The sequence below is a fragment of the Gammaproteobacteria bacterium genome, assembly GCA_014075255.1.
Classification (GTDB): domain Bacteria; phylum Pseudomonadota; class Gammaproteobacteria; order UBA4575; family UBA4575; genus JABDMD01.
Genome location: CP046178.1, coordinates 817,876 through 841,236 on the forward strand (window position 1 = coordinate 817,876; position 23,361 = coordinate 841,236).

Annotated in this window: 26 protein-coding genes; 7 read left to right on the forward strand and 19 right to left on the reverse strand. The window is 38.3% G+C overall.

The features are described from left to right. Positions 1–735 carry an ABC transporter permease subunit gene (locus tag GKR92_04175; GenBank protein QMU60934.1) on the reverse strand — a complete coding sequence of 245 codons (735 nt, stop codon included), beginning with the start codon at positions 733–735 and terminating at the stop codon, positions 1–3. Between the two features lie 26 nt (positions 736–761). After that, positions 762–1,484, reverse strand: a complete 723-nt coding sequence (locus GKR92_04180; GenBank protein ID QMU60935.1) for an ATP-binding cassette domain-containing protein — start codon at positions 1,482–1,484, stop codon at positions 762–764. Between the two features lie 337 nt (positions 1,485–1,821). Between GKR92_04180 and GKR92_04185 the strand changes: the two genes are divergently transcribed. Both GKR92_04185 and GKR92_04190 read left to right on the forward strand, forming a co-directional pair. After that, positions 1,822–2,313 carry a hypothetical protein gene (locus tag GKR92_04185; GenBank protein ID QMU60936.1) on the forward strand — a complete coding sequence of 164 codons (492 nt, stop codon included), beginning with the start codon at positions 1,822–1,824 and terminating at the stop codon, positions 2,311–2,313. Next, positions 2,304–3,164, forward strand: coding sequence for a hypothetical protein (locus GKR92_04190; GenBank protein QMU60937.1), 861 nt, complete (start codon positions 2,304–2,306; stop codon positions 3,162–3,164). The genes GKR92_04185 and GKR92_04190 overlap by 10 nt, the downstream gene beginning before the upstream one ends. 5 nt (positions 3,165–3,169) lie before the next feature. Here the strand turns inward: GKR92_04190 and GKR92_04195 are convergent, their stop codons facing one another. From GKR92_04195 to GKR92_04230, 8 genes are all read right to left on the reverse strand, one after another. Beyond that, the gene (locus tag GKR92_04195; GenBank protein ID QMU60938.1) at positions 3,170–3,760 is read right to left on the reverse strand and encodes an NUDIX domain-containing protein; all 591 of its coding nucleotides are present in this window, start codon (positions 3,758–3,760) and stop codon (positions 3,170–3,172) included. An 8-nt stretch (positions 3,761–3,768) separates the two neighbouring features. Beyond that, a complete protein-coding gene (kdsB, locus tag GKR92_04200) occupies positions 3,769–4,503 on the reverse strand; it encodes a 3-deoxy-manno-octulosonate cytidylyltransferase (protein QMU60939.1) in 735 nt (244 codons plus the stop codon). A gap of 23 nt (positions 4,504–4,526) precedes the next feature. After that, a complete protein-coding gene (locus GKR92_04205; GenBank protein ID QMU60940.1) occupies positions 4,527–4,721 on the reverse strand; it encodes a Trm112 family protein in 195 nt (64 codons plus the stop codon). Further along, the gene (locus GKR92_04210) at positions 4,721–5,731 is read right to left on the reverse strand and encodes a tetraacyldisaccharide 4'-kinase (GenBank protein ID QMU60941.1); all 1,011 of its coding nucleotides are present in this window, start codon (positions 5,729–5,731) and stop codon (positions 4,721–4,723) included. Before GKR92_04210 ends, GKR92_04205 begins: the two co-directional genes overlap by 1 nt. 10 nt (positions 5,732–5,741) lie before the next feature. Further along, complete coding sequence (gene msbA / locus GKR92_04215; protein QMU60942.1) at positions 5,742–7,523, reverse strand: lipid A export permease/ATP-binding protein MsbA; 1,782 nt, start codon at positions 7,521–7,523, stop codon at positions 5,742–5,744. An 18-nt stretch (positions 7,524–7,541) separates the two neighbouring features. Beyond that, positions 7,542–7,955: a biopolymer transporter ExbD gene (locus tag GKR92_04220; protein QMU60943.1), complete on the reverse strand. Its 414-nt coding sequence runs from the start codon at positions 7,953–7,955 to the stop codon at positions 7,542–7,544. 28 nt (positions 7,956–7,983) lie between these two features. Next, entirely contained in the window at positions 7,984–8,568 is a 585-nt protein-coding gene (locus GKR92_04225; GenBank protein QMU62708.1) for a MotA/TolQ/ExbB proton channel family protein, read from the reverse strand. 107 nt (positions 8,569–8,675) lie between these two features. Further along, positions 8,676–10,814 (reverse strand): DNA internalization-related competence protein ComEC/Rec2, encoded by a 2,139-nt coding sequence (locus GKR92_04230; GenBank protein ID QMU60944.1) that lies wholly within the window; start codon positions 10,812–10,814, stop codon positions 8,676–8,678. Positions 10,815–11,058: 244 nt separating this feature from the next. Here GKR92_04230 and GKR92_04235 point away from each other — a divergent pair, with 244 nt between their 5' ends. Both GKR92_04235 and GKR92_04240 read left to right on the forward strand, forming a co-directional pair. Continuing rightward, positions 11,059–11,577, forward strand: a complete 519-nt coding sequence (locus tag GKR92_04235; protein QMU60945.1) for a DUF2062 domain-containing protein — start codon at positions 11,059–11,061, stop codon at positions 11,575–11,577. A gap of 255 nt (positions 11,578–11,832) precedes the next feature. Further along, on the forward strand, positions 11,833–12,105 hold the full coding sequence (locus GKR92_04240) for a hypothetical protein (protein QMU60946.1): 273 nt from the start codon (positions 11,833–11,835) through the stop codon (positions 12,103–12,105). A gap of 35 nt (positions 12,106–12,140) precedes the next feature. Here the strand turns inward: GKR92_04240 and GKR92_04245 are convergent, their stop codons facing one another. The 3 genes from GKR92_04245 to GKR92_04255 all read right to left on the reverse strand — a co-directional run bounded on the left by GKR92_04245 (position 12,141) and on the right by GKR92_04255 (position 14,837). Beyond that, the gene (locus tag GKR92_04245; protein QMU60947.1) at positions 12,141–12,692 is read right to left on the reverse strand and encodes a GAF domain-containing protein; all 552 of its coding nucleotides are present in this window, start codon (positions 12,690–12,692) and stop codon (positions 12,141–12,143) included. Between the two features lie 200 nt (positions 12,693–12,892). Then, positions 12,893–13,570: a lipoprotein-releasing ABC transporter ATP-binding protein LolD gene (gene lolD, locus GKR92_04250; protein ID QMU60948.1), complete on the reverse strand. Its 678-nt coding sequence runs from the start codon at positions 13,568–13,570 to the stop codon at positions 12,893–12,895. 19 nt (positions 13,571–13,589) lie between these two features. Next, positions 13,590–14,837 (reverse strand): lipoprotein-releasing ABC transporter permease subunit, encoded by a 1,248-nt coding sequence (locus GKR92_04255; protein QMU60949.1) that lies wholly within the window; start codon positions 14,835–14,837, stop codon positions 13,590–13,592. Between the two features lie 315 nt (positions 14,838–15,152). Here GKR92_04255 and GKR92_04260 point away from each other — a divergent pair, with 315 nt between their 5' ends. Genes GKR92_04260 through GKR92_04270 form a run of 3 tightly spaced genes read left to right on the forward strand, consistent with a single transcriptional unit; the run spans position 15,153 to position 17,370 of the window. Further along, entirely contained in the window at positions 15,153–15,389 is a 237-nt protein-coding gene (locus tag GKR92_04260) for a hypothetical protein (protein QMU60950.1), read from the forward strand. A 59-nt stretch (positions 15,390–15,448) separates the two neighbouring features. Then, positions 15,449–16,480, forward strand: coding sequence for an agmatine deiminase (locus GKR92_04265; GenBank protein ID QMU60951.1), 1,032 nt, complete (start codon positions 15,449–15,451; stop codon positions 16,478–16,480). Next, positions 16,468–17,370 (forward strand): acyltransferase, encoded by a 903-nt coding sequence (locus GKR92_04270; GenBank protein ID QMU60952.1) that lies wholly within the window; start codon positions 16,468–16,470, stop codon positions 17,368–17,370. Before GKR92_04265 ends, GKR92_04270 begins: the two co-directional genes overlap by 13 nt. Positions 17,371–17,516: 146 nt before the next feature. On the opposite strand, the gene GKR92_04275 is transcribed toward GKR92_04270, so the two are convergent. The 6 genes from GKR92_04275 to GKR92_04300 form a co-directional block, all read right to left on the reverse strand. After that, positions 17,517–17,741, reverse strand: coding sequence for a hypothetical protein (locus GKR92_04275; GenBank protein QMU60953.1), 225 nt, complete (start codon positions 17,739–17,741; stop codon positions 17,517–17,519). 403 nt (positions 17,742–18,144) lie between these two features. Continuing rightward, the gene (locus GKR92_04280; protein ID QMU60954.1) at positions 18,145–19,020 is read right to left on the reverse strand and encodes a diguanylate cyclase; all 876 of its coding nucleotides are present in this window, start codon (positions 19,018–19,020) and stop codon (positions 18,145–18,147) included. Between the two features lie 56 nt (positions 19,021–19,076). Next, positions 19,077–20,312 (reverse strand): c-type cytochrome biogenesis protein CcmI, encoded by a 1,236-nt coding sequence (ccmI, locus tag GKR92_04285; protein ID QMU60955.1) that lies wholly within the window; start codon positions 20,310–20,312, stop codon positions 19,077–19,079. 7 nt (positions 20,313–20,319) lie between these two features. Then, a complete protein-coding gene (locus GKR92_04290; protein QMU62709.1) occupies positions 20,320–20,751 on the reverse strand; it encodes a cytochrome c-type biogenesis protein CcmH in 432 nt (143 codons plus the stop codon). A gap of 37 nt (positions 20,752–20,788) precedes the next feature. Next, complete coding sequence (locus tag GKR92_04295; protein QMU60956.1) at positions 20,789–21,319, reverse strand: DsbE family thiol:disulfide interchange protein; 531 nt, start codon at positions 21,317–21,319, stop codon at positions 20,789–20,791. Between the two features lie 10 nt (positions 21,320–21,329). Beyond that, complete coding sequence (locus GKR92_04300; GenBank protein QMU60957.1) at positions 21,330–23,330, reverse strand: heme lyase CcmF/NrfE family subunit; 2,001 nt, start codon at positions 23,328–23,330, stop codon at positions 21,330–21,332. Positions 23,331–23,361 lie beyond the last annotated feature (31 nt).

The window sequence follows — 23,361 nt, forward strand, 5'->3', positions numbered from 1 at the left end:
TTAGTCTGCTTTTTTCATTTCTACAATGATGGTGTTGGCGTATAACCAAAATCCAATTAATGATACGAAATAAATTACATCGCGTAGATCGATAACCCCTTTTGCTAGTGATGCGTAATGTGTCAAAAAACTGAGTGACGAAATTGCATCAACAATATTTTGTGGCATCCAGGCTTTAAAGAAATTAAGCACTAACGGAGAACCCGCCAACAAAAATAAGAAACAAATGACCACGGTAATTATAAAAGCAATAACCTGATTTTTTGTCATCGCCGATATACATGAACCAATTGCAAGAAACCCACCCGCCATTAGAAAGCTTCCAAGATACGCTGCAAGAATTACACCGTTATCTGGATTACCTAAGTAGTTAATGGTGAGCCAAATAGGGAATGTTAGTACCAATGCGATACCGATAAACATCCATGCAGCTAAATATTTACCAATCACTGATTCGCCTACCGATATCGGCAAAGTCATAAGCAGCTCAATACTTCCGCTTTTTCGTTCTTCTGCCCATAAACGCATACCGATTGCAGGTACAAGAAATAAATATAACCAAGGATGATATTGAAAGAATGGACTTAAATCAGCTTGACCACGCTCATACAAGCTGCCTAAGTAAAATGTCATCGCGCCACTCATGATCAAAAAGATAACAATAAATACATAAGCCACTGGAGTCGCAAAGTAGCTGCCCAGCTCTCTTTTAAAAATAGTAATTATATTTCTCATGATGTCTTATCTGATGAAGTATGGTTTTAAGAAATATGTCCACTGGTAATTTCGCGAAAAATATCGTCCATCTTGTCACTGCTAGATTTATTGCGCAGCCCTTCCGGTGTGTCATCGGCTAACACTTTTCCATCTGCAATAATAATGGCCCGTGAACAGATCGCATCCACTTCAGACAGGATATGTGTAGAAATAATGATTACTTTATCTGGCGCAATACTTTTAATCAGTTCGCGCACTTCAAACTTTTGATTGGGGTCTAGCCCATCGGTAGGCTCATCTAAAATCAGCACATCCGGATCATGCATGATAGCTTGAGCTAACCCTACTCTTCTTTTAAAACCTTTTGATAAAGTGTCGATGGATTGATTAAGCACCTTATCTAAATGTAAGCGCTGTATGACTTCTTTATTTCGATCAATCTTATACTGACCCGAAAGCTGACGAACTTGTGCGATAAATTCCAAGTACTGAGCGGGAGTCATTTCTCCATAACTTGGCGCGCCTTCAGGTAGATAGCCAATACGTTTTTTTGCTTCAATTGGTTTTTCGCTGACATCAAACCCGCAAACCTCAACGCTTCCCGTTGTAGGAGCTAGAAATCCTGTAATCATTTTCATAGTTGTGGATTTACCAGCACCATTCGGCCCGAGAAAGCCAAGCACTTCACCAGGTTGCACATCGAAAGATACATCTTCAACAGCAGTCAAATGTCCAAATTTTTTGCTTAGATTTTTTATTTTAATCATGTTCTAGATACTGCTATAACGAGGAGATGTACCCCTCATTCACTCGGCGGGAAATTTTACTGGGGAATTTATATTTTTCAAGCGCGAATTTTCAAGGCACTATACGCGATTAGCCGCAAAATTCCGAATATGTTTGGCAATCTTACCCCATAATTAGATTGGATTAAGAAGATAACTCATAGTTCCATAAGCCATTATCGTTAAAAAGCCATTTGCGGTGAGATTATCGAGCTGCTGGTTTATAATTTAACCGATTTGGAGCTATTAACACATAACAACTAAAAATTAAGAACTAATATATATGGGGATCTCAAAAGACAATTTTTTCAAAAACTTCATGCTCGGCGTTACCGGCGAAAGCATGCATGTGGAAACAAGACAGTCAAATCAAGATGCTATCTTGAAGCTGCTTTCGGCCGCCCAAAATCAGGTAGCTATTATTAGCCGACATCTCGATCCTACCATTTTTAATAATGCAAAATTTATAGACCATGCTTCTGAGTTCATTCGTCGTACCAAGGCTTCAAATATCAGAATTCTTGTTCACGATACCGACCTCATCGTTAAAAATAACCATCGCATTTTAACCCTAAGTCAGCGTGTTTCTTCAAAAATTCAAATTCGCACAATCTGCAACGACTACACACAATTCAATCAAAGCTATCTTATTGCCGATTCGACGGGCTATATCCACAATCTAAAGTCTGATCTATACGATGCGGAAGTAAACTTTAATGATCCTGATAAGTCTAAAGAGATGATGGAAACCTTTAAAAATATTTGGGAACTCAGCCAACAAGAGGCAGAGGTTAGAAGGTTATGTATTTAATAAATTCTACACCAAAATATATTTGGACTTTACTTATTCTAGTACCTCTGTTGATACCATGCATTTCTTTAGCTGGCCAGAATGATCCATTGCAAATAATTGATTTAAAAAATCGCCCTGCAGATGAAATTATTCCCGTAATTAAACCGATGCTAAAACCAAGTGATGCAATAACTGGTACAGGCTTTCAACTTTTCTTAAGAACGGATGCTAAAACATTAGAAGAAGTAACACGTTTACTTCAAGTTATGGACAAAGCACCTCGAAACTTAGTGATCAAGGTACGCAATAATTTAGACTCCGCATCTAAATCTACCGACTTTAATACCTCTGGGAATTACGATATTGGTGATGATGTAAAGGTGGTTGTCGGAGATCGACCTCCTAAGGATAAAGGGACTAAAGTACGAATCAATAGCAATAGAAATAGTACTGACCGCGACACGGAACATATGATACGTGTAATCGAAGGTGGCCAGGCGTTCATAGCCGCAGGTGAAATTCGCCCTTATGAACATCGTACTATTATTAAACATCGCTACGGAGTATCAGTTTACGATAGTGTTGACTACCAAGATGTAACTAGCGGCTTCTATATAACTCCTAGACTAACTGGAAATAACAGAGTCTCATTGCATGTACAACCTCATTACCGAACCATTAACGAAGAACGCAGTGGCACTGTAGATGTTCAAGAAGTCGACACCACATTAGAAACCAGACTGGGTGAATGGGTGCAAATTGGTGGCGTAGATACCGATGCTAAATCTAAAGACGGTGGAATCCTTAGTACTTCTCGTAATTCTAGTTCTATACGCAGTGAAATATATATCAAAGTAGATTTAGAATAATTTTTTCAGTTAGACCACTTTTTCTGCAACTCATCTTTAAGTTGTATAAAGTTATACATTGCGATCATTGGGATTGCGGAACGCAATTTTCCTTGGTGTAGCATCTCAATTGCGGTTGCAGATGGCACAACGTGTACACGTATATCTTCGCCCTCTTCTTCTAAACCACACAGTCCTTCTAATCCAGCAGAATCCGTTTTTCCTATATATACATGAGAGAGCTCAGAGAACCCACCCGGGGTAGGAAAGAATGAGGCTACATGCTGTAGATCCTCTAGCTTACAATTCGCTTCTTCAAGCGCCTCTCTATGCGCAACTTCTTCATAGTCTTCACCTTCTTCCACTAAACCTGCAATGATTTCCATAAGCCAAGGGTTTTCATCGCCCACTGCACCCACTCTAAATTGCTCAACTAAAACCACTTCGTCTCGTATAGGATCATAAGGCAGCACGGCTACCGCATTTTGCCGGGAAACCTGTTCTCGCGTTAACGCTTTACTAAACCCACCTGCAAATAATTCATGCTCGACAACAAGTTGATCCACTTTAAAATGTCCATCGTAATTGCGCTTACGTTGTTTAATTTTCCACTGCATGAACTTACTTAAATAGACTTTAGCAGCTCAACATAATCTTCTTCGGTATCCACACCAATCCCTGCTGGTTGCTTAGACACTTCAACATGAATCTTATAACCGTTTTGCAATGCTCTAAGCTGCTCTAATGACTCTTTTATTTCGAAAGAAGACAGTGGGAGCCCAGTAAAGAGGTTTAAAAAACCAACACTATATGCATAAATACCTAAATGCCTAAAAATATCTTTTTTATCGATATTTGGATTTTTGCAATTAAGTTTAGTGATATCTCTACTAAAGTTTAATGCATAATTATTCTCATCAAACATTACCTTTACAACATTTGGATTAGCAAAATTTTGATCTTCGGCAACAGGTCTACATAAAGTAGTCATACTTGATTGCTCATGAGTAAGCAGATTTTGCGCAACTTGTTTTATATTTTGCGCTGGCATTTGCGGTTCGTCGCCTTGAATATTAACGATTGCAATCTCATCACCCCAACCGTTTAACTTTGCAACTTCTGCAATTCGATCTGTACCTGAAGTATGTTTATCTGATGTTAAACAGATATTTGCATTAAATTTTTCTGCAGCGTCAACTATTCGCTGATCATCTGTAGCAATAATGACTTCTTCAGCACCACTTGCACATGCATTTTCATACACATGTTGCACGATAGGCTTATCATTGAGGGTTAATAATGCTTTGCCTGGCAAACGTGTTGAGGCATAACGTGCAGGAATAACTACTTTGAAATTCACTTATTTATTATTTCCAACCCACATTACATGGCTTTGTATTTCTCATACTCACCTTCCGAAATAGAACGCGCTTCATCTTCCAGCATAACGGGTATTCCATCTCGCACCGGATAAGCGAGACGCGCTGAAGTAGAAACCAATTCTTGCGCATCTTTATCATATTTAAGCGGCCCTTTTGTAACTGGGCACACTAAGATATCTAACAATTGCATATCCATTAGTTTATTTCCTCTAATAATTTTGAAATACGGCCACCAAGTTTTTCATTAGACTGTATAGTCATTGGCAAATACCATGCATTTTCTGTATTGAACTCCCTGCATTTTACGGCATCTTTCTCGGTCATGATAATAGGTAAGTTATCATTAAATTCTATATCTGCTTGTTTATATGTGTAATGATCAGTAAACACATGTGGAATTATATCTAGATCCGCTTTCTCTAGTACAGCAAAAAACCTCTTAGGACTGCCTATTCCTGCAACCGCATGCACTTTTACATTAGCAAAATCTTCAAATGACTTTTTTACATCAGCACTTGTTAGTGATACAAATTCACTATAACTAACAGTGTACTGATATTCATATAGAGCATTTTCACCATTGCTAATAACAAGATCTACCGTATTTAATCTTGAAATTGGTTCGCGCAATGGCCCTGCTGGTAAGCACCTGCCGTTACCAAATAGACGTTCGCCATCAACCACTACAATTTCATAATTACGAGCTAAATTATAATGTTGCAGACCATCGTCAGAAATAATCACATCAAGATCATATTTATCATTTAAGTACATCGCTGCCTTAGTGCGATCTGCCGCTACCGCAATCGGGCACGAAATTTGTTGTTTAAGCATCAAGGCTTCATCGCCCACTTCAACCGCATCACTATCGTTTAACACTTCAATTAAAGAAGATTCATCAGTGCGCCCATAACCACGCGCAACAACACCTACCCTCAAGCCTTTATCTTTACAACACCGTGCGAGATGGGCAACAAACGGTGTTTTACCTACGCCACCAACTGTAATATTTCCAACTACTATTATGCAAGAATCAATTAGATCTGCTTTAGAACGAAATATTTTATAAAACGAACGCCTAAAAAATGAGACTAGCTGGAATAACCACGATAGTGGCAATAAAAATATAGATAGAATATTTTTTGAATACCAAAGTTTTTCGATGTCGATTATCAAATCAAGATTATCTAAAAACTTATAATTTATGCATTTAACGCTATGCGTTAACTGTCAAACCTGGTTCACTGATCTGCATCTTATACAGTGAAGCATAAGCTTCGTCTTTCTGCAGCAGCTCATTATGACTACCGATCTCAACAATAGAACCCTTATCCATTACAACGATTCGATCTGCTTTTTCAATAGTTGATAGACGATGCGCAATTACCAGCGTAGTGCGATCTTTTTGCAGTAACTCTAAAGCCTTCTGAATGTACTGTTCTGACTCTGTATCTAACGAAGATGTAGCTTCATCCATAATCAAGATCGGCGCATCTTTCAATAATGCTCTTGCAATGGCAATCCGTTGGCGTTGGCCGCCAGATAGCAACACGCCATTTTCACCTACTAACGTATTTAACTTATCAGGTAGTTTATCGGTAAATTCTAATACCCGTGCGGCTCCTGCAGCTTCTGTTACACGCTTATCTTGAGCATCTATGTTTTGTGCATAGGCTATATTATTCGCGATAGTATCATTAAAAAGAATCACATCTTGATTTACGATTGCGATCTGATCACGCAAAGACGCCAAACTAAGATCTATAGTATTCACGCCATCAATGGCTATTGAACCGGAATCAATGTCGTAAAACCTCGGCAACAAATTCACAATAGTAGTTTTTCCACTGCCTGATTTTCCTACAAAAGCAACGGTTTCACCTGACTGAACCGTTAAATTAATATGCTCTAATGCTTTAGTTTCACGAGAAGTATATTTGAAGCATACGTTATTATATTCAACGCTACCCTTGCAACTAGACATTATTTTGCTTGCTGTGTCTTTTTCTTTCTCAGAATCAATTAATTCAAATACGCTTAAGCCGGCTGCTATTCCAGTTTGTAAAATCTCATTCAGTAAAGTTAGTTTTTTTGCTGGCGTTAAAATTGCAATCATTGCAATGATAAAACTTACAAATCCACCAGCAGTTTCCTCTGTTGCAATTTCCGGTCTTGCAGCTATTGCTAATACGGCAACCAATACAAAACCTACTAAGGTATGAATAATCGGTGTGCTAGCCGCTTTAGTTGTTATCTTTCGCATACTATTGCGACGATAACGCTCATTCGCACGCTCAAATTTATCAATTTCGTATTGCTGCCCACCAAATATTTTTACAATCCGATGGCCGATTATGCTTTCTTCGACAATATGCGTTATCTTGCCTACAGACTTTTGCATTTTAGTACTGAATTTTCTAAATAGCTTACTGGTATAACCAACAATTACGGCAATTAAAGGAACGACGATTAAAAACATTAATGCCAGCTTCCAGTTATTGATAAACATTACGGCTAAAAGAAAAATTACTTTAAAGACATCTTCAACCAAACTGCGCAAACTTTTAACCGCTGCACCAATAATCTGCTCTACATCGTAGGAAAATTTAGATAACAAAGTGCCCGTTGCTTGATGATCAAAATAATTTGTTGGTAGAAATTGAGCACGCTCGAACATTTGCTGGCGAAGTGTTTTGGTTACAAACGCTCCTACAAATCCTATTAAATAGGTACCAACAAAATTTGCGATGCCTCTAAGAATAAAAATAGCCAGTAACGCAACAGGTATCCATTTTATTTCTTCATAGTTTTTTTCAACAAACGAACTATCAATAAATGGACCCAGCAAATAGACCATTAATGCCTCCATGCCAGATAGAAACATCAATGCTATAGAACCTAATAACAAATATTGCCATTTAGATAAGGAATAACTTAGAAGTCGGCGGTATATTTGCCAACCTGATTGCTTAGGTAGATTAGAGGCTTGCTCGGCCATTATGCTGTTTGAATTTGATTATTTAGGTTTAGAAGTCGCAATCGATAATTTTGACACACCTGCTTTTGCTACGGCATCCATTGCAGTCACTACTGCCTGATGTGGAGTAGTAGCATCTGCTCTGATGATAACGTTTTTATCTTTATCGTCTGCTATTATTTTTTGTAGCGATTGAAGAAGTGTTACGGCATTGTTATTCGCAAGACTTTGACCATTAACGTAATAAGCACCCGCAGGATCAATCGTTATCTCTATCGGAATCACCTCTAGTGCTTGCTCCTCTGAGGAGGCTTCGGGCAAATCAACTCTTAATTCTGCTTGTTGATTGAAAGTGGTGGTCACCATAAAAAAGATCAACAGCAAAAACACCACATCTATGAGAGGTGTGATATTCACATCTAAGCGATCTTCTTCGGCGCGAGTAAAATTCATTTTTGATCGTTATTTATGCAAAAAATAATTATGAGCTAGCCTTGCGTTGACCATGCATCACCTCGACCAATTTTATGGCTTCCTCTTCCATACCTACCACTAAGGTATCTAACCTTCTTCTGAAATAACGGACAAAGATCAAACTGGGAATGGCTACACTAAGTCCTGTAGCAGTCGTAATTAATGCCTTGGATATACCACCTGCTAACTCACCAGGATCTCCTACTCCTACACTCGTAATTACACTGAACACTTGGATCATGCCTATTACAGTCCCCAGAAGACCAAGCAAAGGCGAAATAGCAGCAATCGTACCCAGTGTATTTAAAAAGCGCATTAATTCATGAGCAACATGTCGACCCGTTTCCTCGATGCTCTCTTTCATGACTTCGCGGTCATAATTTTTATTCATCAAGCCTGAAGCAAGTATTCTGCCCAATGGCGAACTTTTGCGAATCTGTAGAATTCGATTTTCGTCTAACTTACCTTCCTTACTCCATTGCCAGATTTTTGCAGCTAGATACTTAGGCGCAACTCGCTCTTTCTGAAGTGTCCAGAAACGCTCAATAATAATCGCCAAAGCAACAATAGAACTGGCTATGATTGGCAACATCAACCAACCACCTGCTTTTACAATTTCATACACTTAGCATAACTCCTCGAGATTTTACTTTGCCTAGATTAACAGTATTTTAGACGCCTGATCCGGCCAAATATAAACTAGAACTTAGAATGCCAGAAACGTTGTCGCACTTCACGATATCCTGGCAGTAATTGCAATCCATTTTTATCTGAAAAATTAAACGTAATCATACCGTGAGAAGCCGTATTTACTAAGTCGCTACCAAACTCTTTGTAGCGTGAGACCACTTTTTCATCGGGAAAACCATAAGGATTCCGGTATCCAGTGGTAAATACGACATAATCTGGCGAGGTGGCCCGAATAAATGCACCGGTAGAAGAAGTATTACTACCATGGTGCGGTGCAATAAGAACGTCTATATCAAGCAAATCTGCTTGCACATCAATCAATTGCTTTTCAATTGGCTTCTCAATATCACCGGCAAGCAAAACACTTCCAGACGGATGCTGCACAAGTAATACACAAGAACTATTATTACTCGATAGCGTTTTTTTATCTTCCGTAATTTCAGGCGGATGCAAAAATTGAAAGTTAACCGACTTCCACTGCCAACTCATTCCTGCTTTACAAATTCTGGTTTGATCATGCTGGTAGCCCTTAATGTGGCTACCAAGCAAATGCTCAACATTTATATTCGTGAGTATCCCTTGTAAACCTCCTGCATGATCTTTATCACCATGGCTTACTATCAGGGTATCGATACTATCAACACCTCGATGCCGCAAATAAGGAACCACCACAGCCTCACCTGCATTAAAACGACTACTAAATTTTGGCCCTGTGTCATATACCAACACTTGATCACCGATTTCTAAAACAACTGACAAACCCTGGCCAACATCTAATGTGGTTAATCTAAGATCGTTTTCAGGTATTCCAGCAACTTGAGCAAAAACTAATGGGCTTAACAAAACCAAACTTAGCGTTTTACCAGGCCAACCTTTAGGTGAAAGCAACAGTAAAATTCCAAAAACTGCTGGAATAATTGTCCAAATTGGTATTGCATGATGCAAGCTAGCAAAAGGCAAGGCATGCAAAAAATCAAGCACTGCCCAAAAGATTTCTAATAAAATGTTTGCACACTCTAGAATCCAACTCCCCACTGTTTCACTTATAAGCAAAAATAACGACCCAGTTAGCGCTATTGGTACAACTAAAAAACTCACCCAAGGCACGGCAAATAAGTTTGCCAGAGGTGAAATTAAGGACGCCTGCTGAAAAAATAATAATGTTAAAGGTAACAAACCCAACCCTAATACAATCTGTATTCTTACAAGGTTGTACCAGCCCACTGATTTTGAAGGCTTACCTTTAATTGAAAAGAGAATGATTGAGACAGCTAAAAAAGATAACCAAAACCCAGGTGATAATACCGAAAATGGATCCAATAAGAGCACACATAACAAAGCAATCGATAATATATTCCACGCACGCAAAGACTGCATTGAATACACTGACAGAAATACAACAGCCGCCATAATCATGGCGCGCTGTGTTGGAATCGAAAATCCTGCCAGCATTGCATAGAATACTGCTGCAAATATCGCAGCTAACGCAGCAATACGTTGCGCCACTACACACAAACAAAGTTTTTCACTTCGCTTCCATAAAAATAGAACAATAAAATAAATAAATCCAGAAACTATTCCAACATGTAAGCCTGAAATAGCCAGCAAATGGTTTGTTCCCGTTTGAGTTAATACCTGCCAGCGTTGTGAATCCATTTGCCCACGCTCACCTAGCACCAAAGCTTTAATAACGGCAGAAAATTTTCCTTTAGTACGTTCTAATTTTTGATTTAAGGTTGCACGCAAAAAATAAGTTGGATTTAAAATACTCGTAGCATGAACTCGTTGATTATTGCCTTTACTACGCACATAACCTGTAGCGCGTATCCCATGTTCAAATAGCCATTTTTCGTAATCAAAACTACCAGGATTTGCATAGCTCCACGGTCGTTTTAAACGAATTCTTAGCTGCCAATGTTCGCCCAATTGTAAGGCTGGGACATTTCCATACCAATTGAGCCTAACTTTCTTAGGTAGCAATATCGTTTCGCCATTTGTCGAGGTACTTGAATTATAAATAGAAAATTCGAACCTTGAGCTACGACCTTGAACGGAAGGGATAGAGATGATCTGTCCCGAAACTTCTATATCGACACCTTCCAATGATTTATCAAGCTGCGGATAAAGATTGAGATAGGCGTGCACCAAAGCCCATAAAAAAAACCGAGTAAAATACTTACTACTAGAATACTACGAGGATATTTAACACCTATTATGATCACCGGTAGAATCCCAAAGATCCAATACCAGTGCGGCAGCGATGCAAAGACTGTTAAAATACAGACACCGAGCGTAAATGCGACTGCGATCTTAAACATATACAAACCCACCCAATCTATGCATATATTTAATACTTTAACTCAATCACTTAAATAGACCTAAATACTCATAAATGCCTCGCGATTTTCTAAAAAATTTCTTCGCAATCCAAAAGATCAAAGACGATAAATCTTTAAATATTTTCGGAGATTTTATACATGACCAGAACTTATGGCATATGCGCAGACGCTCTGTCGCGGGAGCTTGTGCTATAGGGCTTTTTTGCGCATTTATACCATTGCCCTTCCAAATGCTCATCGCGGCTGGATTCGCGATAATTTTCAGATGCAATTTACCCATCTCGGCAGCACTAGTTTGGGTAACCAATCCAATAACAATGCCACCGCTTTTTTTCCTTGCCTATAAAGCGGGAGTATTTCTAACAGACACTCATTTAGAGCCTTTTGACTTCGAGTTGAGTTTTAATTGGTTATTTACTGAATTGCGTGAGCGCTGGCGCCCCTTTATGATGGGTTGCTTTTTCCTGGGTACATCCGCCGCGTTATTTGGCTTCATAACCGCAAGAGTGTTATGGCGTATTCGAGTCGTTACCTTTTGGAATAAACGCAAATTACGCAAATTAAAGAAATAAATGAGCGAGTACACGTAAGTACGAATATAAGTAGCATCATGAACGATGCATCATATTTATTTATAGCAGATATCCTCTTACAGTCACAAACGGATATTCAAGAATTCTGAAAATGCGGCTCATCTCCAACCACTTGTGTTCAAGAATATTTTATCTCTTGTTTACTCATGGATTCACATAGAACTTGTACAACAATTTATTGACACTATTTATGATTTGCAACCTCACTAAATAATTTTATAATTAATACTGCTCGTGACTGAGCACGAACTATCAAAATATTTTCTAGAGGTTGGGCTTATGGAAAAAAATGGTGTAGCGGTTACCAATCTTAATGACCAAGATCCTAATATCTTACAGATGCAAGGCTGGTTTTTAGTCACCACTTTACAATCTATAGAAGATGGCCAAGATTCCGATACTTATAATAATGCAATGGATAAAGCTTTATCCCTAAATTGTGAAGTTGGACTCCGCAGTTACGTGAAAGACAACCATACGTTCTGGGAAGTGTGGAAGCATTTTTAATCGATGAACAGCTGATTCGCGTGCGTTCTAATATTTTAATCGATAAATGTATTAAGCTCGTATTCAATTCCGGCAGAAAAACGACATCCGTTGACAATATTCTCAACCATGTTTCCGAGTACGGTTAGTAAGTTCTTTTCACTATCAGTAAATTTTCTTGATTCGATTCCTATCAAGCACAATGTTCCAATATTCAAGCCTGATTTGGTCTGCAATACGTATCCTAAATAAGATCGAATCCAAGGGCACTCCAGCACAAGTGGATTGTCATGAAATCGAATATCCTTATAGGCATCTTCAATTTCAAAAATACGAGAATCTGGATCACAAGCATTAGCCTTAAGAATGGCATGAGCACAAAAGGAGTAAGTTCGTGCCGTTTCTGTTACCTCTAGTCCTACAACCGACTTAAACCATTGACGATTTGTGTCAACTAGGCTGACTAAGCAAATGGGTACAGATAAAGCTTCGGCTGCAAAACGTGTGATGCAATCGAATCGCTCATCCGGCTGAGTATCGAGAATATTTAGCGATTGCAATGACTGCAAACGTAAAAATTCATTACTTGGAAGTGGTGCAACTATCATTTATCTAATTCATCCCAACTAAAATAGATCAAACATAATAGTTCTATTTCATAACTATTTACAAGCAATCTACTTCAGTGTTTTCTATTGGGTATATACAAATTTTATTAGACAAATATTATATTTGTAAGAGTCATAAATGTTAGCATTGGGTCAATAGCCGCCAAACTGAATGTCTGTTTTATTACTCAAAGAACTTCTCAAATTTTAGCAAGCTGCCCATCTTCTAGTGTGTATATCTCATCCATGGACTCTGCAATACGAGAATCGTGAGTGACGATTACAATTGCAGTGTCTAACTCTTCATTTAACTCAAGCATTTCATTCTGCACGTGCATTGCATTTTTACTGTCTAGATTACCTGTAGGCTCATCTGCAAGAATCACTTTAGGATGCGTGACTAATGCACGCGCAATCGCTACTCGCTGTCTTTCACCACCTGAGAGTTCTGTAGGTTTATGCAATATACGATTCGATAAACCTACTTTTGATAATATTTCTTTGGCTTGCCCCTCTGCATCTGAGATAGATCCATCACGCAACAATAAAGGCATTGCAACATTTTCTATTGCCGTAAACTCCGGAAGTAAATGGTGAAACTGATAAATAAATCCTAAAGATTGATTCCGCAACTTTCCTCGTGCTGCATCGGACAATGTCGACATATCTTCACCGCAGACCGTTACCGTCCCTGAATTAGGAACATCTAATCCACCAAGCAAATGCATTAAAGTACTTTTGCCACTACCTGATGCACCAATTATAGCTACCCTGCTTTTCTGCTCGACATTAAAGTTAATGTTTTTCAAAACTTCTACGCGAGCAGGGCCACTATCAAAAGCCTTAGATAGGTTTTCACATTGCAACACTATGCTCATAATAGATTACCCATACCTCTTATTCATATCTTAGGGCCTCAGCAGGTTGAGTTCGCGCTGCTTTCCAGGCGGGGTAAATCGTAGCAAAAACCGTGATAATGAAAGCGACAATGCAAATAACAATGACTTCACTTGGAATAATTTCAGATGGGAAATCACTGATTGGATATACATCTGGAGAGAGAAATTTAGCGCCGCGTATCTTTTCAATCATTCTAACAATACTTTCAAGATTCGAAGACAGTAATACTCCACCTAACGCACCTAAAAGCGTGCCCACCAACCCTATTACCGTGCCTTGCACAACAAAAATTCCCATAATGCTTTTTGGCGATACACCCAATGTTCGCATAATGGCAATATCACTTTGCTTTTCTGTGACTACCATTACCAGCATCGAGATAATATTAAATGCCGCAACAAAAACAATGATGATAGTTATGATAAACATCATGGTTTTTTCCATTTTCAAAGCACGAAAAAAATTGCGATTATGATAGGTCCAGTCAGTAACCCAATACTTTCCACCAAGTTGATCACGAAGTTTATAGGTGATCTCTTGGGCATCAAATAAGTCTTCAAATTTTAAACGCAACCCAGTTACCGAATCGCCTAAGTGGAATAAACGCTTAGCATCACTAATATGGATTGCTGCCGTATTGCGATCGTACTGCGGCATACCAACCGCATAAGTCCCCATTACCGTAAACCTTCGAAACTTAGGAATTATTCCTGCAGGCGTTACAGTCGCTTCAGGTGTAATAACCGTTATCTTCTCTCCAATATCGACATTTAAATAATTTGCCAAATCACCGCCTAGCAATATTCCAAATTCGCCTGGCTTTAAAATATCCAAGCTACCCTCTTGTAAATGTTCTCCAATTTTAGAGACCTTCGTTTCAAGTTGCGGATTTATGCCTGTTAGCATTGCACCGGTCACCTGCTTTCCATGCACAATCATTCCCTGACCTTGCACATAGGGCGCTGATCCTTGAATTTCAGCATTACCTTCAAGTGCTTCTTCTACTTTTGGCCAATCGCGTAATTTACCATCCAGTTCTAATACCGTGGCATGCGCTGTCATGCTTAAGATGCGGTCTTTGATTTCAAACTGGAAACCATTCATTACCGAAAGAACAGTAATGATCAATGTAATACCAAGCGCTAAGCTAAATACTGAGATGAAAGAAATGAATGAGATAAAATGATTTCGGCGCTTGGCACGCAAATAGCGAGATCCAATATAAAATTCAAGTGGCCGGAACATATAATAAGTAGATTGAGCGAGTTAAATCAGTTGAAGTTATTTATCTAATATATTGATTTTAAAGGATTCGTAAGCTTTATCATGTATACAAATAGGAAGCTCATGATGATTTCAACACAAAGCTGAAAACTCTTTAATTTCATATGAATCTCTAGCGCCATATCCTTTAGTCCGCTAAAACTCGACTATTATCGTGCTTTACTAGAGCACACATTCCCGCCATTAGCAGGCAGTGATATGATTCATATAATATTCAACATACAGCTTAGATCTATGCGAATTTTTATAAGTTCAACTATTACTCTGTTTTTAGCAATGGCAACCTTACAGGTAAACGCTCAGGTAGTGAAGACACCGGAAAGCAGTGCCCAAGTAGTTGTCAATTCAAGCATGCCCCTTCGCGGCTTTTCCAAGACTCAAGTTGAGACAAGCTTCGGTCAACCTAGTTCTAAACAAGGACCTGTGGGCAGCCCATCCATCTATCGCTGGGACTACAATAATTATTCTGTTTTCTTTGAAAATAATATCGTTATTCATTCTGTTGCTCATTGATTCATATCAAATCAGCTAGCAGAATAAAGACCCTCTAGCACTCAAACAAATTACTTGCCGTGGGTTCATACCGCCTCGCTCCCGAATGGGCGCGTCAAAATGCTGTTATTCTCGTTTGGCCACATTGCCATTCTGACTGGAGCAACCAGCTAAATGAAATAGAAGTTACCTATACCGAAATGAGCCGGTATATTGCAAGACATCAAAAACTCATTCTGGTCGCTTATGACCTAGCTCATGTACTCCATATACAAGAAACTTTAACTCAGCAAGAAATTGAACAAAAAAATGTTCTGATTATTCCTGTACCCACTAACGACACTTGGGTACGTGACTATGGTCCGATCACCGTAAAATCTGATAGTGAATTAAAATTTCTAGACTTCGGTTTTGACGCTTGGGGAGGCAAATATACCCACGACCATGACGATGCATTTAATCAACAGTTTAAATTTCATTTAAATAACGATATTTCCAGTCAGAAAATTAATTTTATTTTAGAAGGCGGCAACCTCGAAGTTAATAGCAAAGGTGTATTATTAATTTCTAGCAATTGTTTCAAACGCAGGACATCTAAACTGCATGCGCAATTCACCACATTTGAACGCAACTTTGAAAATTGGTTTGGCTGTAATCGAGTCTTATGGATTAATGATGTTGCACTCTTTGGTGATGACACAGATGGACATATAGACACCTTGGCGAGGTATTGTGGCGATGATGTTGTCGTCTACTCTGCATCTACACATCATTCAGATCCTAACAATGAATCTCTTGATTCTTTAAATAAACAACTCAATAAAATTAAGCGCAACGATTCCTCCATTTCAGAACTTATTCCATTACCTTTGCCTACGCCGATATTTAATAACGGCAGTCAACTGCCAGCGACCTATACTAACTTTTTAATTACAAATGAATATGTGCTAGTTCCAGTCTTTAATGACAAACAAGATACTCACGCTTTGAAAACAATTGACACCTTATTCCCCTCGCGTGAAATCATTGATATAGAGAGCAATACTTTGATTCAACAGTTTGGCGGGATACACTGTGCCACTATGCAAATTCCTGAAGGATGTCTGAAGTGAGTTCTATTAATGCTGCACTTGTGCAACAGGAAATGTGTGCAGATTATCAAGCGAACCTTGATTACAGTCTTGCGCAAATACAAGCTGCCGCTAAAAATGGTGCTGATCTTGTTGTACTATGCGAACTACATAGCAGTCTATACTTTTGTCAAGAAGAGTCCTCACAATACTTTGATCTAGCTCAAACTATTCCCGGACCGCTTAGTAAAGAGTTAGCAACGGCTGCTAAAAATAATAATGTTGTCATTGTGGGTTCAATATTTGAAAAACGCACGGAAGGCCTGTATCACAATACTGCAATAGTATTTGATAAAGATGGAAGTCTTGCTGGCATGTACCGGAAAATGCACATCCCTGATGATCCTGGCTATTATGAAAAATATTATTTTGCTTTTGGCGATTTAGGATTTACACCTATTCAAACATCAATAGGTAAACTTGGTGTAATGATATGTTGGGACCAATGGTTTCCTGAAGCCGCGCGCCTAATGGCATTAGCCGGCGCACAGATATTAATTTATCCATCGGCAATTGGCTGGGATCCTCGTGATGATAAAGATGAACAACAACGACAATTCCAAGCCTGGCAAACCATTCAACAAAGTCATGCAATCGCGAATAACTTACCCTTAATATCAACTAATCGAGTGGGAGTTGAAAAAGACCCTTCAAATCAATCAGCAGGCATAAAATTTTGGGGCCAATCCTTTACTACGGATGCAATGGGAAAAATAGTTGCTCAAGCCTCTTCCACACAGGCTGAATCTATTCAAACTACAATTAACCTTAATCAGATTGAACAAACACGGCAATTATGGCCCTACCTACGCGACCGTCGTATAGACGCTTATAGTGATTTAACTAAACGCTATATTGATGAAAGCTCATAGATTGGTAGCACAATTTTTTCTTCTAGTATTACTTTCTAGTTGCGCCACATATATTCCCTACCCTGATGCTTGACCTGAAATTTATCAAAACTCTGATAACAACTGCCTAAGCTTAGATGGTAAATATAAAAACAACTGGGAAACAATTAACTAGTTTTGTCAGTGAAAAATTGATAGAAACTTTGCATAGCTATTGCTAAAACAATAACACCAAGCACTAACACTGCTAACAAAATTAGCGCAGCAGTACTTCCCACCCAATCCACACCAAGAAGGTTTACAATATTTGTTTCACGAAATTCCAAATATTTAGGGATAAGCCGAGAAACAAATAAGCCAAATATTAGTAAAAATATTATTCCTTTTATCAATATTAAATCCTCTATTTTATGACACTCGTAATACTAAATATGGAACCAGAAAGAATACTATCAGAATAATTTTAAAGAACCCAATAAGTGCATAGTGAATAGCATTGAATTTCTCTTCGGAGATCACAAACCATTTGCTATGTAAATTATATAGCCAGTCATGACCCACTATAAAAAATAATATCCATATTGAAAGAAATATTATATAGATTAGCGAACAGCAACCTAACAGATAAAGCAACTCTGATTTAGACATAATTTACCTCCTTCGGTAACCATCAAGAAGATGATTAAAGTAGAAGTTAATTATATCAATAACACGAAGATATAGAGACTAGCTATAGCCTAAATAATTAAATATTTAGATAACCGTTATGCGAAATACAACGGCATTTAAGGAAAGTTAAGCTGCTGCAGTTGCTTCTATGACGGGCTCCGACACCTCTAGATCTGAAGGGTCGTAAGCATACACACGGTTATGGCCTTCAGAATTTGCACGTTTCATTGCTTTTTCAGCAACATCCGTCAAATCAAATCCGCTTTTAATTCTGTCTTCAACGCAAGAGACACCCGCAGTAACGGTTACGTGCAATGCATCTATTGCACTTTTCTCATTGTTTGGTAGTACTTCTAATCTTTCTATCTCACCACGTAAGCGGTCTGCTAACATGATAGCCATATCCGGTTTAGTCTGTGTTGTAGCAACTACAATTTTATGCTCATCGTAGCGTGCAACAATATCTGATGAACGTACTGACTCAACAAGGAAATCACTAATTTTTCTTAACACCACATCACCCACCAATCTACCATTCTTTTTGGCAATCGACTCTAATTCGTCAACTTCAAATAATATTATTGAAAGTGGCTGATTGTAACGACGTGATCGCTGTGTTTCTTCATCAATTCTACGATCAAAATAACGACGGTTATAAATATCTAATATAGGATCTATAATGCTTGCTTGATCCATTGCAATCGCTTCGCTTATATCACGAGTAGTTTGATAGGTTAGGAAACATAACAACAATACAAAAGCAGAAGCTGCAAAACAGATTGATGAGAGCGTAATACTTGTTAGAGCAATCTTACCTGTCCAAAGCATAAACAAATATGCTGCGTAGCCGACGATAAAACCGACAATAAAGAATGAAAGCACTTTCCAGTTATTGCGCACTTCACCTAAAGGAAGTCTTTTCACTAGTTGTTGGACCGTAAACAGTGAAGCAGCATATAGGCATATACCACTCAGAAATAAAATGTTCGCTAACAGATACATGCCAATAACCTCTAAATCATCCTTAATTTAAAAGAGTTAGAATTAGAAATAAATTCTTACGGTACTAACTCACTTATTACCACATCCACTGTCTCGGACTGATCAGTTTTAACAGAGCTGACACTTCCAAATATGTCGCCACTTTGCATAATTGCCTGTCCAGACTTAGAAATTCTGGCAATGACTTCAACCTGCTCCATGCTAGACAAAGTCATACTAGGCATCATTGAAACAGAATCATCTAGGGTTACTGTAGTTGGTAGGTCTCCAGCGGTCATTTTCACTAGAGCTAAAGGCATTTTCGGGCCACTCATCGCACGAGCATAAATAAATAGTGTGTCCGACTTCACATAATTTTTGTGAAGCCCGTCACTTAAGATTACGTTAACAGTTATGCTCGAATTTGAGTTACTTTCTGGTTTAGCAACAGTACTTTCTTCAACAACTTCAATGCCAGCTTTTTGCTTAGCATCATTTAAGTATTTGACAAGAGCCGCTCTTACATCACTTTGATCGTTTGGTACTTGTTGTAACAACTTCTCTAAATAATCTACAGATAATTTATAGTTTTGTAATTGATAGGACGCTAAACCGGCATACCATAAGCCTCGTTCATTGTTTGGACTAATTTTCAAAGCTTTATTGAAAAGTGACATAGCACTTTCGTCAAAATTATTACCCGCTGCAAGCCCTTTAGCCTCACCATATGAAATTAACACATCGGGATTTGCACCATCGGATAACTCATTTGCTTTTCCATAGGCTTTAACCGCTTCTTTATATCGCTTTGAAACCACATAGGACTTGCCCAGCATGATCCAACCATCTAAATTATTTGAATTTTGCTTAAGCTTCCCTTCGAGTTCTGCTATAGCTTTTCCAATATCAGGCATTTGGCCTTGCTGCGAAGCCATTTTGCTTTCAAATTCTGGATCAAGCGAAATCAACCCATTATTTAATTTTAGATACGAAAATATAGCTAAAACTGGCAATACAAATAAAACAATAATCGGCATTATTTTATTACTTCTATTAAATATCACTTCTTTATGATCTTCCAAATCATCAATTAGTGAACGCTCTAGATCAGATTTAGCAATATTGTATTGTTCTAAATCGATCAGATCATTATCACGATCACTTTCTAGTTCTAGTAGTTTTTTCTCATAAACTGCTCGATTAATTTTTTTACGATCAAGGTCTTTAGGAGCTTGTTTTGCAAATAAAGAAGGTAAAATAATTATCAGAGCGATAGCAATTAGCAATGCACAAATAATCCAAAAGTTTAACATTTAGTATTTATTCTTTAGTATCTTTTAATATGGAATCTAATTTTTGCTTTTCATCATCAGAAAGCTCAACTTTTGCACCTGAGGTCTGTTTCCTTACAAACAATAGCACCAGTAGCAATATTGCCGCGAGGAATACAAATGGTCCAAACCATAGCAAATAGGTTTTAGGTTTCACTAAAGGCTTATATAAAACAAAATCACCGTAGCGGTCAGCCATAAAATTTATAATCTCTGAATCCGTTGACCCTCTATTCAGCATTTTATTTACTTCAACGCGTAGATCATTTGCCAGTTCAGAATTTGATTCAGCAATCGTCTGATTTTGACAAACTAAACACCGCAGCTCAGCAAGCAAAGCATGGTAACGTGCCTCATATTTAGGCGATACGTCAACTGGTTCAACAGCAAACGACTGATTAGAAAACATTATTAGCGCCATAACCACTATATGGAAAGCACCAATTTTATATAAGAAACTATGATTCATTTTTTAATTGTTGTATCAGCGGTTGAATCTTATTATCTAAATCGTTCAAAGTAAGTGGACCAATATGTTTGTAGCGTATAATTCCTTTTTTATCGATTAAGAATGTTTCTGGCGCTCCATACACACCCCAATCAATCGCTACTCTTCCTGCTTCATCAAAAGCATTTGCTTTAAATGGGTTACCAAAATCTCTTAAATATAATTTAGCCTTTCCAGCATCATCTTTATAATTGAGCCCATATATTGGCGCAATGTTCCTCTTCGCTAGCTCTAATAAGGCAGGATGTTCTTGTTTGCAGGCAAAACACCAGGTAGCCCAAACATTTAATATTGATACTTTTCCCAGAAATTCATTATTTGAAAACTGAACAGAGCTATCTTCTAGCATAGGAAGGGAAAACTCAGGAACTGACTTACCAATCAATGGCGATGGCACTTCCGAAGGATCTTTATATAAACCAATAAAGAGAAATCCACACAACACAAAGAAAAGTATGACTGGTAAGAGATACTTAAACATAAGATATAGATTAAGACGTAGTCGGAATAGCTTGTTTATCTTTAACTGGTTTTACCGCAACATTTTCACGCTTTAGTTTAAGCCTATAGCGTCTATCTAAAGCAGCTAACAAACCACCTAATGCCATCAATACAGCGCCTAGCCATATCCATTGGATAAAAGGTTTGTAATACAGTCGCATTCCCCACGCCTCATTATCTATCTGTTCGCCTAACGCGACATAAACATCACGCAAAAATCCAGTATCTATACCTGCTTCTGTCATTGGGCTTTGTTGAACTAGATATGTACGTTTTTCTGGTAGCAAGGTCGCAACTAGTTTGTCGTTCTTATATACATTCACTGAAGCTTGCTTAGATGAATAATTTGGTCCTTGAACTGATTTCACGCCATTAAAGCCAAACTCATACCCAGCCATTTCAATTTTTTCTCCTACTCGCATGGGCACTTCCTTTTCTTCTTGGAAAGCACTCACAAACGTTACCCCGAATACAAAAACTCCAATACCAATATGTGCTACTACCATTCCATAAGTTGCACGAGGGATTTTTTTAAATCGTTGCAATGAATTTAATTTTGCTTCATTACGAAATACACTTTTAAATAAATAATACAGCGCTGCACAGATTGACCAGCCACCCAAGCTAATACCCAAAATCACAAGAATAGGAGCTCTACCTGCAACAATATACGGCAAGGCCAAACCTATAATTAGACCCAAAATAATAATTTTAAAGAGCTTTTTTAATGTTTCTTTTAAGGTTGCTTTCTTCCAGCGTAAAAATGGACCCACACCAATGATAAATACCAATGGGAGCATCAATGGTACAAACACCGCATTAAAGTATGGCGGACCAACAGAAATCTTTCCCGCATTCAATGCATCCAAAAATAATGGATATAATGTGCCCACTAAAATAGTAAACATTGCCACTAACAACAGAACATTATTCAATAGCAGTGCAGTTTCTCTAGAAACCAATTCAAACTGCCCTATTGATTTTATCTTTGGTGCTCGCAACGCATAAAGAAGCAATGAACCACCAATAACGATTGCCAAGAATAATAATATATACACTCCACGTGCAGGATCTGTTGCAAAAGCGTGTACAGAAACAAGCACACCAGATCGCACCAAGAATGTACCTAACAAACTAAGCGAGAATGCCAAAATAGCTAACAAGACTGTCCAATTTTTAAAACTAGAACGCTTTTCAGTTACGGCTAGCGAATGAATCAATGCCGTACCGACTAACCACGGCATAAATGAAGCATTCTCTACTGGATCCCAGAACCACCAACCACCCCAACCTAGTTCATGATATGCCCACCAGCTTCCTAACGTAATCCCTATTGTTAAAAACACCCATGCCATAGTGGCCCATGGGCGAGACCATCTAGCCCACGCTGAATCAAGCTTACCCTCCAGCAATGCCGCTATAGCAAACGCAAACGCTACTGAAAACCCAACATAACCCATATACAACATAGGTGGATGAATTACCAAACCAGGATCTTGTAATAGAGGATTTAGATCTTTGCCTTCAAGTGGTATTGGAAATATTCTTTCGAAGGGATTTGACGTAAGCAACATGAATAATAAAAAACCCACACTTACAAACCCCATCACTCCTACAACTCGCGCCACCATAATATTCGGAAGGCTGCGGCTAAATATCGTAACTGCAAATGTCCAAACACTTAACATTAGTACCCACAATAACAAAGAGCCTTCATGAGCACCCCAAACAGCAGATATTTTATACTGCAAAGGCAATGCTGTATTCGCATTGTTCGCAACATATAGAACTGAAAAATCGTTCTTAATAAAACTGTATGTCAAACAAATATAACTGATTACGATAAACAAAAATTGTCCGCGTGCTGCAGGTTTAGCAACTCCTATCCATTGACTAGTATTAGTTTGAGCACCAATAATAGGCACGACGGTCTGCACGAATGCCAAGCACAGTGCAATGATTAAGGCAAAATGTCCGATTTCTGGAATCATAATTTATTGAACACTATTGAGTAGAGTTTAA